General features: G+C 72.4%; 8 protein-coding genes. 7 read left to right on the top strand and 1 reads right to left on the bottom strand.

Annotated elements, in window-relative coordinates; translation table 11 throughout:
- Nucleotides 1-17: 17 nt before the first annotated feature.
- A complete protein-coding gene (locus tag G011_RS0108015) occupies nt 18-5,237 on the bottom strand; it encodes a caspase family protein (RefSeq protein WP_019608025.1) in 5,220 nt (1,739 codons plus the stop codon).
- A gap of 239 nt (nt 5,238-5,476) precedes the next feature.
- Between G011_RS0108015 and G011_RS0108020 the strand changes: the two genes are divergently transcribed.
- The 7 genes from G011_RS0108020 to G011_RS0108055 all read left to right on the top strand — a co-directional run bounded on the left by G011_RS0108020 (nt 5,477) and on the right by G011_RS0108055 (nt 13,327).
- Entirely contained in the window at nt 5,477-6,109 is a 633-nt protein-coding gene (locus tag G011_RS0108020) for a DJ-1/PfpI family protein (protein WP_019608026.1), read from the top strand.
- Between the two features lie 2 nt (nt 6,110-6,111).
- A complete protein-coding gene (locus tag G011_RS0108025) occupies nt 6,112-6,567 on the top strand; it encodes a MarR family winged helix-turn-helix transcriptional regulator (RefSeq protein WP_019608027.1) in 456 nt (151 codons plus the stop codon).
- Nucleotides 6,568-6,656: 89 nt separating this feature from the next.
- Nucleotides 6,657-7,661 carry a low specificity L-threonine aldolase gene (locus G011_RS0108030; protein WP_026338123.1) on the top strand — a complete coding sequence of 335 codons (1,005 nt, stop codon included), beginning with the start codon at nt 6,657-6,659 and terminating at the stop codon, nt 7,659-7,661.
- A gap of 143 nt (nt 7,662-7,804) precedes the next feature.
- Nucleotides 7,805-8,596, top strand: a complete 792-nt coding sequence (locus tag G011_RS0108035) for an IclR family transcriptional regulator (protein ID WP_013154654.1) — start codon at nt 7,805-7,807, stop codon at nt 8,594-8,596.
- Between the two features lie 258 nt (nt 8,597-8,854).
- Nucleotides 8,855-10,354 (top strand): glycerol kinase GlpK, encoded by a 1,500-nt coding sequence (gene glpK, locus G011_RS0108040; protein WP_019608030.1) that lies wholly within the window; start codon nt 8,855-8,857, stop codon nt 10,352-10,354.
- A 216-nt stretch (nt 10,355-10,570) separates the two neighbouring features.
- Nucleotides 10,571-11,323 (top strand): MIP/aquaporin family protein, encoded by a 753-nt coding sequence (locus G011_RS0108045; protein WP_019608031.1) that lies wholly within the window; start codon nt 10,571-10,573, stop codon nt 11,321-11,323.
- A gap of 435 nt (nt 11,324-11,758) precedes the next feature.
- Nucleotides 11,759-13,327, top strand: a complete 1,569-nt coding sequence (locus G011_RS0108055) for a glycerol-3-phosphate dehydrogenase/oxidase (RefSeq protein ID WP_019608032.1) — start codon at nt 11,759-11,761, stop codon at nt 13,325-13,327.
- Nucleotides 13,328-13,379 lie beyond the last annotated feature (52 nt).

Raw genomic sequence — 13,379 nt, forward strand, 5'->3', positions numbered from 1 at the left:
TTGGAGCGGTGGGGGGTTCAGGGGCGGGTGAGTGAGTCCGTGTTGAGGCGGAGGGCGACGAGGCCGGAGTCGGTGGCGGCGTAGAGGTTCCCGTCCGGGGTGACCGAGAGGTCGTGGACCAGACTGCCCACACCGATCTCCCCGACCATGGTCCCGGCCGCGTGGTTCCAGGCGCGGATCACACCTTGGAGGTCGGAGACGACGAGCGGGACACCGGCGACCCGGGCGATGCGGATCGTCCGGACCCCGTCGACGAGGTCGGGTACCGGCAGTGCGGTACGCGACCAGTTCCGTGTGTTCCAGGCGAGGAGGGGGCCCTTGTCGCCGCCCCCGACGAGCAGTCCTCCGGCCCCGATGTCGGCGATGTCCACCGCGCACAGCCGTGTCCCGGCGTCGCCGAACGGCCCGGCGACCGGTTCGCGGGTCCTCAGGTCCCACACCCGGACCGTGCCGTCGGCCGACGCGCTGGCGAGCAGGTGCCGGTCACCGATACGCACGGTACGGATGTTGCGCACGATCGCGGTGTGCCCTTCCAGCGGTTCCCCGACACGCGTGCGCTCGGCCAGGTCCCACACGTGGAGGCGGGCGTCCTTGCCCGTGGTGACCACGACGGTCCGACCGTCCAGGTCGTGTACCGCGAACTCCGTCAACGGCGCCAGGTCCTGCTCGTGGAAGGAGGCGACCGCCTCCCCGGCGGCCGTGTCGACCAACTCCATCCACCGCCATCTCTGCACGAGGTGGGTGGTGTCCGAGACCCGGCACAGACGTGAGCCGCGCTCCTGGCTGGTGAGCAGGGGATGGGCCAGGTGCCCGGTGTCCGCGTCGTGGGCGCGCAACGTCCCGTCCGCCCCCATCGTGCGCACCCTCCCCTGGGCACCGTCGACGGACACCCCCCGCAGCTGGTGGTCGAGGCCGGAGAAGGCTTCTCCCACCGGGCTGGTCGTGGCCACGTCCCACAGGCGGGCCTGCGCGTTCTGGACGGACAGGAACCCGAGCCCCGTGGCGGTCTCCGTGAAGACGCCCTTGATCGGCCCGTTCTCACTGGACAGCAGGGGCCTTCCCAGCCGCTCTCCCGCGAGCAGGTCCCCCAGGTGAAGTGCTCCGTCCGTGTCCATTACCGCCGTGTGGCCGTCGTTGGTGACCTGGGTGCCGAAGTTCACCAGCCGGACACCCCATCCCTCCAGGGGACGGCCGACCGGCTGCCAGTGTTCGACGGAGTAACAGCACAGGTCGTTGGCCCCGCTCGTGGTCAGGGCCACGGGAGTCCCCTGGACGAACCCGATACCGGCCGTGCCCCTGTCCAGTGCCTCGTCCCACGCCTCACGTCCGACCACGCGTTCCGGGAGGGTGCCGGGCCGCCCCTCCCAGGACCAGAGGTAGAGGTAGTTCTGCGTCGTCTGGACGAGAAGGCGCAGCACCCCCGCGTCCACCCGGGCCCGCATCTCGTAGATGCCGCCGATCTGCCCGGTGAGGGGGCTGACGACGTCCGCGCCCGTGCCCAGGTCCCACAGGCGGATGGTCCCGTCCTCGCTCCCGCTGACCACCAGGGAGCGGCCGTTCAGTCGCACCGTCTGGAGACAGGTGACCGCGTTGGTGTGTCCGGTGAGGTGTCGGACGCACTCGCGTCCCCGGAGGGGATGCCAGACCCGCAGACTCGTGTCGTCCCCTCCGGTGACCGCGACCAGGTCGCCGTCCACCGAGGTCATCGCCACCGCCCGGATGGCGCCGTGGTGGCTCTCCAGCGGCCGGGCGATCCCCCGGAGCTCCTCCAGGTCCCAGACGCACAGCATGCCCTCGGCCCCGCCGGTCGCCGCGTAGGGCCGTCCCGTGTGCACCGCGGCGGTGACGGCGTTGATGGTCTCGACGTGCCCGGTCTCGGGCTGGTCCGCGGCCAGGTCCCACACCCGCGCGGTCCGGTCATCGCTGACGGTGACGGCGAAGACGTCATCCGACTGCGAGGTCAGAACCGCCTGGTTCAGCGCCTGGGTGTGCCCCCGCAGGGGGTGGCCCTGCTGGCGCATGGTCTCCAGGTCCCACACCCGCGCGTCCTCCCACCCGCTGGTCAGGACCACCCTCCGTTCACCGAACTCGCCCGCGTCGATGGACCTGACACCCGCACGGACAGGCATGACATGGGGGTGCACGGAAGTGGGCTCGCCGATCTGCTGCCGGTTCAGCGGGTTCCAGCGGTTGAGCATCCCCTCCTTGTCACCGCTCAGGACCACGGGACCGTCGGGGGTGTCCGTGAGGAGGAGCGTCGACACCTCCGCCGTGTGCGCGACGAACGCGTCACCGAGCACTTGCGCACCCGGATCGTCGAGCAGCGCGGTCAGATCCCAGACGTAGGCCCTGCGATCGGCCCCGCCCGTGACTCCCAGCAGCCGGTCCCCCACGGGGGCGAGGGCCGCGGCGTTGACCGAGCTGCGGTGTGCCGCCAGCGGCCCTCCCAGGGGACTCCGGGTGTCCAGGTCCCAGAGCCGGGCGGTCCCATCCTGACTCGACGTCAGCGCGAAGGTCCTGCCCCGGAAGGTCGCCATGGCCACGTCCGTGACGAGGTTGGTGTGGGCCTCCCACTGCTCACCGAGGACCCGGCTGGTGGACAGGTCCACGATCCGCAGACGTCCGTCGATGCCTCCGACCAGGGCGACGGAGTACTCATCCAACTCCCCCAGGGTGAGGCAGGTGGGCCTGACGGGCAGCGCCAGAGGGTCGCCCAACTGGCTCTGGGTGCTCAGGTCCCAGATCCGCACCGTCCTGTCGCCGCTGCCGGTGACCGCGACGCGGTGTCCGTCCAGCGCCGTCGTGGCCACGCACACGACCTCCTTCGTGTGCCCCACCAGCTGCCGGTGCGCGCCGCTGGTGGACCACCACGCCCACCGCGTGGTCCACGTGGAAGGCAGGCCCGACTTGTCGATCCGCTCCGCGAGCGCGTCGGCGCCGCAGCGCCGGGCCGACAGCTGGAGGTCGGAGGTCCGGTCCTTGAGCGGGTACCTCTCCGACAGCCGGTGGGCGACCTGTTCGTAGGCCGTGCGGGCCGCCTGCGCCTCCTCACCCGAGACCCTGCCCAGCACCCGCATCAGGGGGAGCTGACCGGCCGCCAGCAGGAACACCGGGTCGGCCACCAGAGCGTCGAGGTGCCCGGTGTCGGAGGCGTGCGTGGCCAGGTGCGCGCGGACGTAGGCGGAGGCGGAGAACCAGTCCGGCCCCTGGCCGTCCAGGCGGCCCGGCACGGTGCCCAGCAGCGCTGCCACGATCCGCTCCTGCGCGCGGGTGGCGTCCCCGCGGCCGTTGTAGGAGGCGCGCAGGTGGTCGGCGAGCGCCTGGTGGTAGAGGCGGTACACCGACCGCTCCCCCTCCACCACCTCGGCGACGTAGTCGCTGGCGAAGCGCAGGACCTCGCTGATGTCGGCGTCGGAGCACTCCGCGTCCGACAGGCCGGCGGCCATCGCCGCCCACGTGCTCCCCCGGGGAAGCCCCTGGCCCTCGGCGAAGGCCAGCGGGGTGAGCAGGCGCCGCACCCGGTCCTCCTCCTCACCGAAGCGCGCCAGGTAGTCGTCGAAGGCCTCGCCGACCCCGCTGGGCAGGGTCCTCTGCCAGCCGGACACCGAGGTGTCGATGGGGGTCGGCTCCTTGCGCAGGCTGCGGGCGGTGAGCCGGGCGACCAGGAAGACCCCCGCCGCGCGGCCCGCCACTCCCCTGGCCACCCGGTCGGCCAGCTCGGGCCTGTCCCGGTAGGGGGTGCGCGTGTCGGCCTCGTCGGAGGCGAGCAGCACCTGGCGCACGTAGCCGCGGATGTCGGCCTCGGTGTCGGCGGGATGGGTGTCCAGGTCGATGACGGTCATCACCGACTCCAGCGCCCTGACCAGCTCGCGGCGGGTGCCGACCAGGAGCCGCACCCCGGGGATCTCCGCCATGGGCCGCAGCAGCTCGCGGGCGATCCGGCGCGGCTCACCGCGGCCCACGAAGTCGGCCGTGCTGCCCGAGCCCGCCTCGTCGAGGGCGTCGACGACGATGACGAGGGGCCGTTCGCTGACCCGTGCGCGTTGGGCCAGCTCCTGGAGGAGCCCGGCCGCCGAGGGGGTCCGCGCCCGGGAACCGAGCGCCGCGAAGACGCGCTCGACGATCTCCTCCAGCCGCTTGTGCCGGGCGTGGACCGCGGCGGTCACCGTGCCCACGGGAACGAGGGTGTCGTCGGAGGACTCCGCGAGCCCCAGCCGCTCGCGGTACTCGCGGTCGGACACGGTGACGACCCGGCCCAGCACCGCCGACTTGCCGCAGCCGGGCTTGCCGGTCACGATGCGGCCCCGACCGTCGCCCTCCGGCGACGTCATCCAGGAGGCCAGGTCGCGCAGGACCCACTCCCGGCCGCTGAAGTAGCGGCCCTGCTCGGACTCGAACTCCACGCCGCGCGAGCGCGGGCCGTAGTGCTCGGCCAGTTCGGCCGCCTGGCGCTGGAAGTCGAGGTCGGTGCCCTCCGAGGGCAGGTCGGCGCGGTAGGAGTCGTTGGGCAGGAAGGGGTCCAGGCCGGTGCCCGCGCCCTTGGCCAGCTCGGCGCGCTGGAGGACGCCGTTCTCGGCGAAGTGGTCGTTGACGTGCTGGACGACGGAGGCCAGGTCGAGGTAGGGCTGGCGCTGGCCCGCCCGCTCGGTGGCCGTCTCCACGGCCTCGCGCAGCGCGGGCGCGAAGGCCCCGTCCTGGGCGAGGTCCTTGGCGCGCGCGGAGGACAGGAAGCACACCGAGGTGGACACGTCGCCGCCGGTGAGGCGGTAGGCGAGGGTGTTGAGCGCGATCCCGGCCGCGTCGGAGGCGCCTGCCCCGGCCGCGCAGGTGTCCAGGATCAGCAGCAGCCTGCGCAGCCGCCCCTCGCACAGGATCCGGACCAGGTCCTCGGTGGCCAGGGCGGTCGAGGCGGGGGTGTCCTCGCGCGTGTCCCAGCAGCACAGGTAGTGCCGGTCCCGGTCGGGCGCGTATCCGTGGCCCGCGAAGTACAGGACGACGACGTCCTCCTCGCCCAGTTCGACATCGGCGACCCAGCGGCGGATCTTCTCGCGGATGTCGTTGGCGCTCCCGTAGTCGCCGATCCCCTCCAGAACGGATTCGTAGCCGAAGCCGGTGAACAGGTTCCGGACGGCGAGAACATCTTCTCCGACCCCGGTCAGCTGCTCCTCTCTGGACAGGTGCTGGTACCTGGAAACACCGACGGCAAGGAAGAAACGACGACCGGTTCCGCTCGGCAAGGGGGCGACCTCTCGGTTTTCTTCAGGGGGTTTTATGCACTTGTCGAAGGCCCGAAAAAGCGCGCCAGACGCTGTCTGATCCATTATGCCCGTGGGAGCTCCGGGGCCCCACCCCTGTGGAAAAGCGCAAACACCCACATAGGACTCACCAATCACGTGGGAGCCCACGGGGGGAACTTCCCCCGGCCGATCACTCCTTGAGCATTGACAGCACCCTGTCAAGATGACAGCATGCTGTCATGATCGAAGACACCAGGCAGACCGTCCACCTCGCCGTGTACGACCAGCTGGCGGACTGGGAGATCGGGCACACCACCGCGACCATCCGGGGCGGCGACTGGCAGCGCGACCCCGGGCGCTACGACGTGGTGACCGTCGGCCTCACCGGCGCGCCCGTCACGACCGCGGGCGGGCTGACCATCCTGCCGGACATCACCCTGCCCCAGCTCAAGCCCTCCTCCAGCGCGATGCTGATCCTGCCGGGGGCCGACGGCTGGGACCTGGACCCCGAGGCCTTCTCGCCGTTCGCCTCGGCGGCCGGGATCTGGCTCGACGCCGGTGTGCCGGTGGCGGCCATCTGCGGCGCCACGGCCGGGCTCGCCCGTGAGGGGCTCCTGGACTACCGCGACCACACCAGCGCCGCGCCCGAGTACCTGCTGGCCACCGGCTACGCCGGGATGCGCCGCTACCGCTCCGCGCTCGCGGTCTCCGACGGCGGCCTCATCACGGCCGGGCCCACCGCGCCTCTGGAGTTCGCCCGGGAGGTCTTCGCGGCCCTGGACCTGTACACGCCCCGCGTCCTCGACGCGTGGTACCGGCTGCACGCCGAGCACGACCCCGGCGCCTACCACGTGCTGCTGGAGGGGGCCTGAGCATGGCCCCTGCCGAGGACAGACACTCCGACCTGCTCACCGGAACGGCGCTCACCGTCTTCCGCCTCAACGGGCAGTTCCTGTCGGTGGCCGAGGAGCTGGCCCGCACCGCCGGACTGACCGCCGCGCGCTGGCAGGTGCTCGGCGCGGTGACCCGCGACCCCCTGCCGGTGTCGGCGGTCGCGCGCCGCTTCGGCACCACGCGGCAGAGCGTGCAGCGCATCGCCGACCTGCTGGTGGAGCAGGGGCTGGCCGAGTACCGGCCGAACCCGGCGCACAGCCGCGCCAAGCTGCTCGCCGCCACCGGGGAGGGCCTGGACGCCCTGCGCCGGATCAGCCCCGACCACGACCGGGTGGCCAAGGCCCTGGTCACCGAGCTGGGCGAGGAGGACAGCGCTCGTGTCCTGGAGGCGCTGCGCCAGCTCTCACGTGCCCTGGACCGGATCGGGAGCGACTGAGCGGCGGGCAGTATCGTCGGGCGGACACCCCGTCCACCCCGGGTCCGCTCCCCGCCCGAGGGCACGCGTCCCACCAGGAGGAAGACGCCATGATCGACCTGCGTTCCGACACCGTCACCCGACCCACCCCGGCCATGCGCAGGGCCATGGCCGAGGCCGAGGTGGGCGACGACGTGTGGGGCGAGGATCCGACCGTGCGGGAACTGGAGGAGGAGACCGCCGGGCTGCTGGGCCGGGAGGCCGCGCTGTACGTGCCGTCCGGGCACATGGCCAACCAGCTGGGGCTGTACGTGTCCACCCGCAGCGGCGAGGAGGTGTGGGCGCACGAGAACCACCACCTCATCGGCGACGAGCAGGGCGCGACCGCGGTGCTGGCCCGGGCCCTGCCGCGCCTGTACTCGGACGGGCTCTGCCCCACCGACGCGGTGCTGGAGTCGTGGATCGCCGGCCGGGGAGACGTCCACCGGGCCGAGCCCGCCCTGGTGTGGCTGGAGAACACCTTCACCGGCCGCGTCGTGCCGCTGGCCGAACAGCGCCGGGTCACCGGGTTCGCGCACCGGCACGGGCTGCGCGCGCACCTGGACGGGGCGCGGCTGTGGAACGCGGCCGCCGCCCTGGACGCCGCTCCCGCCGAGGTCGCGGACGGGTTCGACACGGTGTCGGTGTGCTTCTCCAAGGGCCTGGGCGCCCCGGTGGGCTCGGCGCTGGTCGGGGACGCCGACACGGTGCGCAGGGCCCGGCGCGGGCGCAAGCTGCTGGGCGCGGGGATGCGCCAGGCCGGGATCATCGCCGCCGGGGCCCTGTACGCGCTGCGCCACCACCGCGAGCGGGTGGCCGAGGACCACGAGCGCGCCGCGGAGCTGGCCCGGCTGATCTCCGAGCGGGCCGGGCTGGCCGTGCGGGCGCAGACCAACATGGTGCTGGTGCCCACCCCGGCCGGACAGGGCGCGCGCTACGCCGAGGCCTTCGCCCGCCACGGGGTCGCGGGACTGGGCATCGGCGACGCCGTGCGCCTGGTGGTGCACCTGGAGACCACCGACCGCGACGTCGAGGAGGCCGCCCGGGGCGTGGCAGAGGCCGCCGCCGAGCTGTGACCCCGGCTGCCGGGCGCGGCGGTCGGCCGACCTAGACTGTGCCGATCGCCTGACCGCCCGACTGCCGCGGGCGTGCCACGCGTCACAACGCGTAGTAGCATTTCGCGTATGACATTGTCGTACTAGAGAGTGGTAGCACCGCAATGCCGGGAAGAATCCAGTCGATCGAACGCGCGGCAGCCATTCTCCGGATCCTGGCCACCGGCGCCCGCGGGCTCAGCCTGGCGGAGATCTCCCGGTCCCTGGAGCTGCCCAAGGGCACCGTGCTCGGCATCCTGCGCACCCTCCAGCACGTGGGCTTCGTCGAGCAGGACCCCGAGTCGGGCCGTTACCGCCTGGGCGGGGGCATGCTCAGCCTGGGCACCCGCTACCTGGACGGCAACGAGCTGCGCACCCGCGCCCTGAACTGGGCGGACAGCCTGGCCTCGCGCAGCGGTGAGAGCGTGCGGATCGGCACGCTGCACAAGCACCAGGTGCTCGTGGTCCACCACGTGTTCCGTCCCGACGCCTCCCAGCAGACCCTGGACGTGGGCACCCTGCTGCCGCTGCACGCCACCGCCATCGGCAAGGTCATCATGGCCTTCGACCCCCTGGCAGCCCCCGAGGAGGACCCGGCCGTGGTCGAGAGCGGCGGGGCCCCGGCCCTGACCTCCTTCACCCGGCACACCGTCACCTCCCCCGCCGCGCTGGAGCGCCAGCTCGACCAGGTGCGCGACGACGGCTGGGCGTGGGAGGCCGAGGAACTCGTGGACGGCGAGGTCTCCATCGCCGCCCCCATCCGCGACCGGCGCGGCACGACCGTCGGCGCCATCGGGGTGCGCGGCGCTGTCGAGCGCCTGCGCGGCGAGGGGGGCAGGCCCGACATGGAGCAGGTCTCCTACGTGCGCGACGCGGCGCGGGCCATCTCCCGGGAGCTCGGCGTCACCCCCTACTGAGGTCTCACCGCAGTTCTCCCACCGCCCGCGGAAGGCCTCCCGCGCGGCGGCTTCCGACGTTCGCCCGAGCCTGGCAGCGTTGCCGTCGAGAGGACGTGACGCACGCGACACGATTGCGTCACACGGCCTTGACATGGGAAGGAAAGACGGATGAAACTAACGGCTACTCATACGTCAATGTCGTACAACGTGCGGGTTTAATCCGAAACCGTGTGCGTCCGGCCCCGTCCCGAGCCCCACCCTGAAGGCGAGCACCCGATGAGTCAGCAGTATGTCGCCGCGATCGACCAGGGCACCACGTCGAGCCGCTGCATCCTCTTCGACCGCGACGGACGTATCGTCTCGGTCGACCAACGCGAACACAGGCAGATCTTCCCCAAGCCGGGCTGGGTCGAACACGACGCGACGGAGATCTGGACCAACGTCGAGGCGGTCATCAGGGGAGCCCTGGACAAGAACGACATCACACCCGACCAGATCGCGGCCGTCGGCATCACCAACCAGCGCGAGACCACCCTGGTCTGGGACCGCGAGACGGGCGAGCCGGTCCACAACGCCATCGTCTGGCAGGACACCCGCACCGACGACCTGGTCCGCGAACTGGGCGGTGAGGAGGGCCAGGACCGCTTCCGCGACCGGTGCGGCCTGCCGCTGGCCACCTACTTCTCCGGCCCCAAGATGCGCTGGCTGCTGGACAACGTCGACGGCCTGCGCGAACGCGCCGAGCGCGGCGAGGTCCTGTTCGGCACCATGGACACCTGGATCATCTGGAAGCTGACCGGCCGCCACGTCACCGACGTGACCAACGCCAGCCGCACCATGCTGATGAACCTGTCCACCCTCCAGTGGGACCCCGAGATCCTGGAGGCCATCGGCATTCCCGAGGGCGTCCTGCCCGAGATCCGCTCGTCGTCGGAGGTCTACGGCGAGGCCAGGGGCTACCTGGCCGGAACCCCCGTCGCCTCCTCCCTCGGCGACCAGCACGCCGCCCTGTTCGGCCAGACCTGCTTCGACCCGGGCGACGTCAAGGGCACCTACGGCACCGGTACCTTCCTGGTGATGAACACCGGCACCGAGCCGGTGACCTCCGAGAACGGCCTGCTCACCACGCTGGGATACAAGCTCGGCGACGAACCGGCCGTGTACGCCCTGGAGGGCTCCATCGCGGTGACCGGCTCCCTCGTGCAGTGGCTGCGCGACAACCTGGGCCTGATCTCCACCGCGCCCGAGATCGAGACGCTGGCGCGCACCGTGGAGGACAACGGCGGCTGCTACATCGTGCCGGCCTTCTCCGGCCTGTTCGCCCCGCACTGGCGCAGCGACGCGCGCGGCGTCATGGCGGGCCTGACCGGCTACGTCAACAAGGGCCACATCGCCCGCGCCGTCCTGGAGGCCACCGCGTGGCAGACCCGCGAGGTCGTCGACGCGATGAACGCCGACGCGCCCACGGAGCTGACCACGCTCAAGGTGGACGGCGGCATGACCGCCGACAACCTGCTCATGCAGATCCTGTCCGACGTGCTCGACACCGAGGTCGTGCGTCCGATGGTCGCCGAGACCACCTGCCTGGGCGCCGCCTACGCCGCGGGGCTGGCGGTGGGCTACTGGCCCGACGTCGAGACGCTGCGCGCCAACTGGCACAAGGCCGCCGAGTGGACTCCGAAGATGGAGCCCGCCGTGCGCGAGCGCGAGTACCGCAACTGGAACAAGGCCGTGCGCCGCACCCTGGACTGGGTCGAGCACGAGGACGCCCAGTAGCGCGGGGGCGGCGTCACCCCACCGAACGACCGGTTCCCAGGGGCCCCGGCTGCCACCTTCGGCTCCCGGGAACCGGCCCGCGGGGCGCCGTACGCGCTCCGCTCCATCCCATTCCTGTGACGGGTGCGTCCTATTAAACCCCCGCCTCCGGCCCGGCGCCGGTCGGCGGGGGCGAGGCCCCCGTGACCCGGCTCCCCTGACGGGGCGGAGGTCCCCATGGTCTATCTGGCAGAGTTCGTCGGTACGGCGATCCTGATCCTGCTCGGCGGCGGTGTCGTCGCCGGTGTCTCGCTCGCGCGCTCCAAGGCCCTCAACGGCGGCTGGATCGTCGTCACCTTCGGCTGGGGCATGGCGGTCGCGATGGCCGTCTACGTCGTCGGCGCCACCAGCGGCGCCCACATCAACCCCGCCGTCACGCTGGGCCTGGCCAGCATCGGCGACTTCCCGTGGTCCCAGGTGCCCGGGTACATGCTGGCCCAGCTGGCGGGCGCGTTCACCGGCGCCGTCCTGGTCTACCTGGTGTACCTGCCGCACTGGAAGGTCACCGACGACCCGGACGCGAAGCTGGGGGTGTTCAGCACCGCCCCGGCCGTGCGCAACCTCGTCGCCAACTTCGTCACCGAGGTCATCGGCACCGCGATGCTGCTCCTGGGCGTGCTGGGCATCGGCGCGAACTCCGGCTTCGTCTCCGTCGAGGGCGCGGCCGACCTGAGCGGCCTGTTCACCAACGGTCTCGCTCCGCTGCTGATCGGCCTGCTGGTGCTGGCGATCGGCCTGTCCCTGGGCGGCCCGACGGGATACGCCATCAACCCGGCCCGCGACCTGGGGCCGCGCATCGCGCACGCGGTGCTGCCGATCCCCGGCAAGGGCCCCTCCGACTGGGGGTACGCCTGGGTTCCGGTGGTCGGCCCCCTGGTGGGCGGCGTGATCGGCGCGTGGATCTGGAAGCTCACCGGGTTCGGCGCCTGAGCTCCGCCGGTCGGGGGCGGTGTGACCGCCGCCCCCGACCGGCCCCGCCACGATCGCCCGGGGCTCCCCAGGCCCCGCCCTCCGAGCCCGCGCGGCGGGTCCGGACCCCGTGAAGCCCCGGGGTGTCGCGCGCACGCGTGACCCCCGGGGCTTCGCCGTGCGCGCCCTCCGGGCGGGCCGACCGTGTGCTTGGCCGACAAGGTGCGACAATGCCGCATCTCCTGAACCCCATGTGTTGACCCGGTTCCCCTGGGCAACACGAGTCAAGCTCGCCTTCGCCCTGCACCACCCCTGGAGCTGTTTTCTCGGCCGGATTACCCCCTCTTCTTCACCAGCGTTCGGCATTGTCGTATTATGAAGGCGATACATCGCCTGAAACGTGGAGACTGTTCAGGTGCACGCGAGGCCCCCTCCATCCCTCCGAGGAGCACAGCCATGACCGTCAGCGCCAGCCAGAACCGCATCGCCTCGTCGCGCTCGCGCACACGCGACGAACTCACCCGGGGGACCTTCGACCTCCTGGTCGTCGGCGGCGGGATCCTCGGGACCTCCGTCGCCTGGACAGCCACCCAGGCGGGCCTGCGCGTGGCCATGGTCGACTCCGGCGACTTCGCCGGAGCCACCTCCAGCGCCTCCTCCAAGCTGGTGCACGGCGGACTGCGCTACCTCCAGAGCGGCCAGGTGCGCCTGGTCGCCGAGAACCACCGCGAGCGCCGGTCCCTGGCCTCGGAGGTGGCACCGCACCTGGTCAACCACATGCCGTTCCTGGTCCCGATCTACTCCGGCGGCCCGCACGGGGCCGCGAAGATGGGCGCCGGGGTGTTCCTGTACTCGGCCCTGTCGGCCTTCGGCGACGGCATGGGCCGCCTGCTCTCCCCCGCCCAGGCGCGGCGGCTCGCACCGGGCCTGCGCACCGACGGCCTGCGGTCGGTGGCCGCCTACAGCGACCACCAGATGAACGACAGCCGGATGGCCGTCATGAGCGTGCGCGCCGCCGTGGACGCGGGCGCGGTGGTGCTCAACCACGCCGAGGTCGTGGGGCTGCGCACCACCCGGGGCCGGGTCACCGGCGCCGACCTGCGCGACCGCGTCGACGGCGGGGAGTTCGGCATCGACGCGCGGCTGGTCCTCAACGCGACCGGCCCGTGGGTGGACCGGCTGCGGAGCATGGAGGACCCCTCCGCGGCGCCCAGCGTCCGCCTGTCCAAGGGCGCGCACCTGGTGCTGCGGACCCCCGAGCCCTGGCGCGCCGCGCTGACCATCCCCGTGGACAAGTACCGGGTGTCGTTCGCGATCCCGTGGGAGGGCAGACTGCTGCTGGGCACCACCGACGAGGAGTACACCGGGGACCCGGCCGACGTGTCGGTCGTGCCCGCCGACGTGGAACAGATCCTGGGCGAGGCCGCGCTGGGCATCGACGCGCCCTACCTGGACGCCTCCCACGTCGACTACTCCTTCGCGGGGCTGCGGGTGCTGCCCGGCGGACCCGGCGGCACCAGCTCGGCCAAGCGCGAGACCGTGGTCACCCAGGGACGGGGCGGGATGCTCTCGGTGGCGGGCGGCAAGTGGACGACCTACCGCCACATCGGCCGCGCCGTCCTCAAGGAGCTGCGCAGGGTCAGCGCCGTGCCGCTGGCGGAGGACATGGCCGACCCCCTGCGCACGGTGCCGCTGCCCGGACTGGCCAGCCCGGACGCGGTGGCCCAGCGGCTGATCACCGACCGCGCGCCCGGCGCCCCTCTGGACCCGCTGGTCGCCCGCCACCTGGCGTCGCACTACGGGAGCCTGGCCATGGACATCGCGGCGATGGTGCGCGAGGAGCCGCGGCTGGGCGAGCGCATCCACCCCGACGGCCCCGACATCTGGGCGCAGGTGGTCTTCGCCCGCGACCGCGAGTGGGCGGTGAACGCGGACGACGTGCTGCGCCGCCGCACCACGGTGACCGTGCGGGGGCTGGACACCCCCGAGGTGCGTCAGCGCACCGAGGCCCTGCTGGAGGGGTGAACCCCTCCCCGGCGGGGGCCGGACACGCGAACGCCCCGGAAGGCGGTGCCTT

It is taken from the genome of Nocardiopsis sp. CNS-639, from assembly GCF_000381685.1.
Classification (GTDB): domain Bacteria; phylum Actinomycetota; class Actinomycetes; order Streptosporangiales; family Streptosporangiaceae; genus Nocardiopsis; species Nocardiopsis dassonvillei.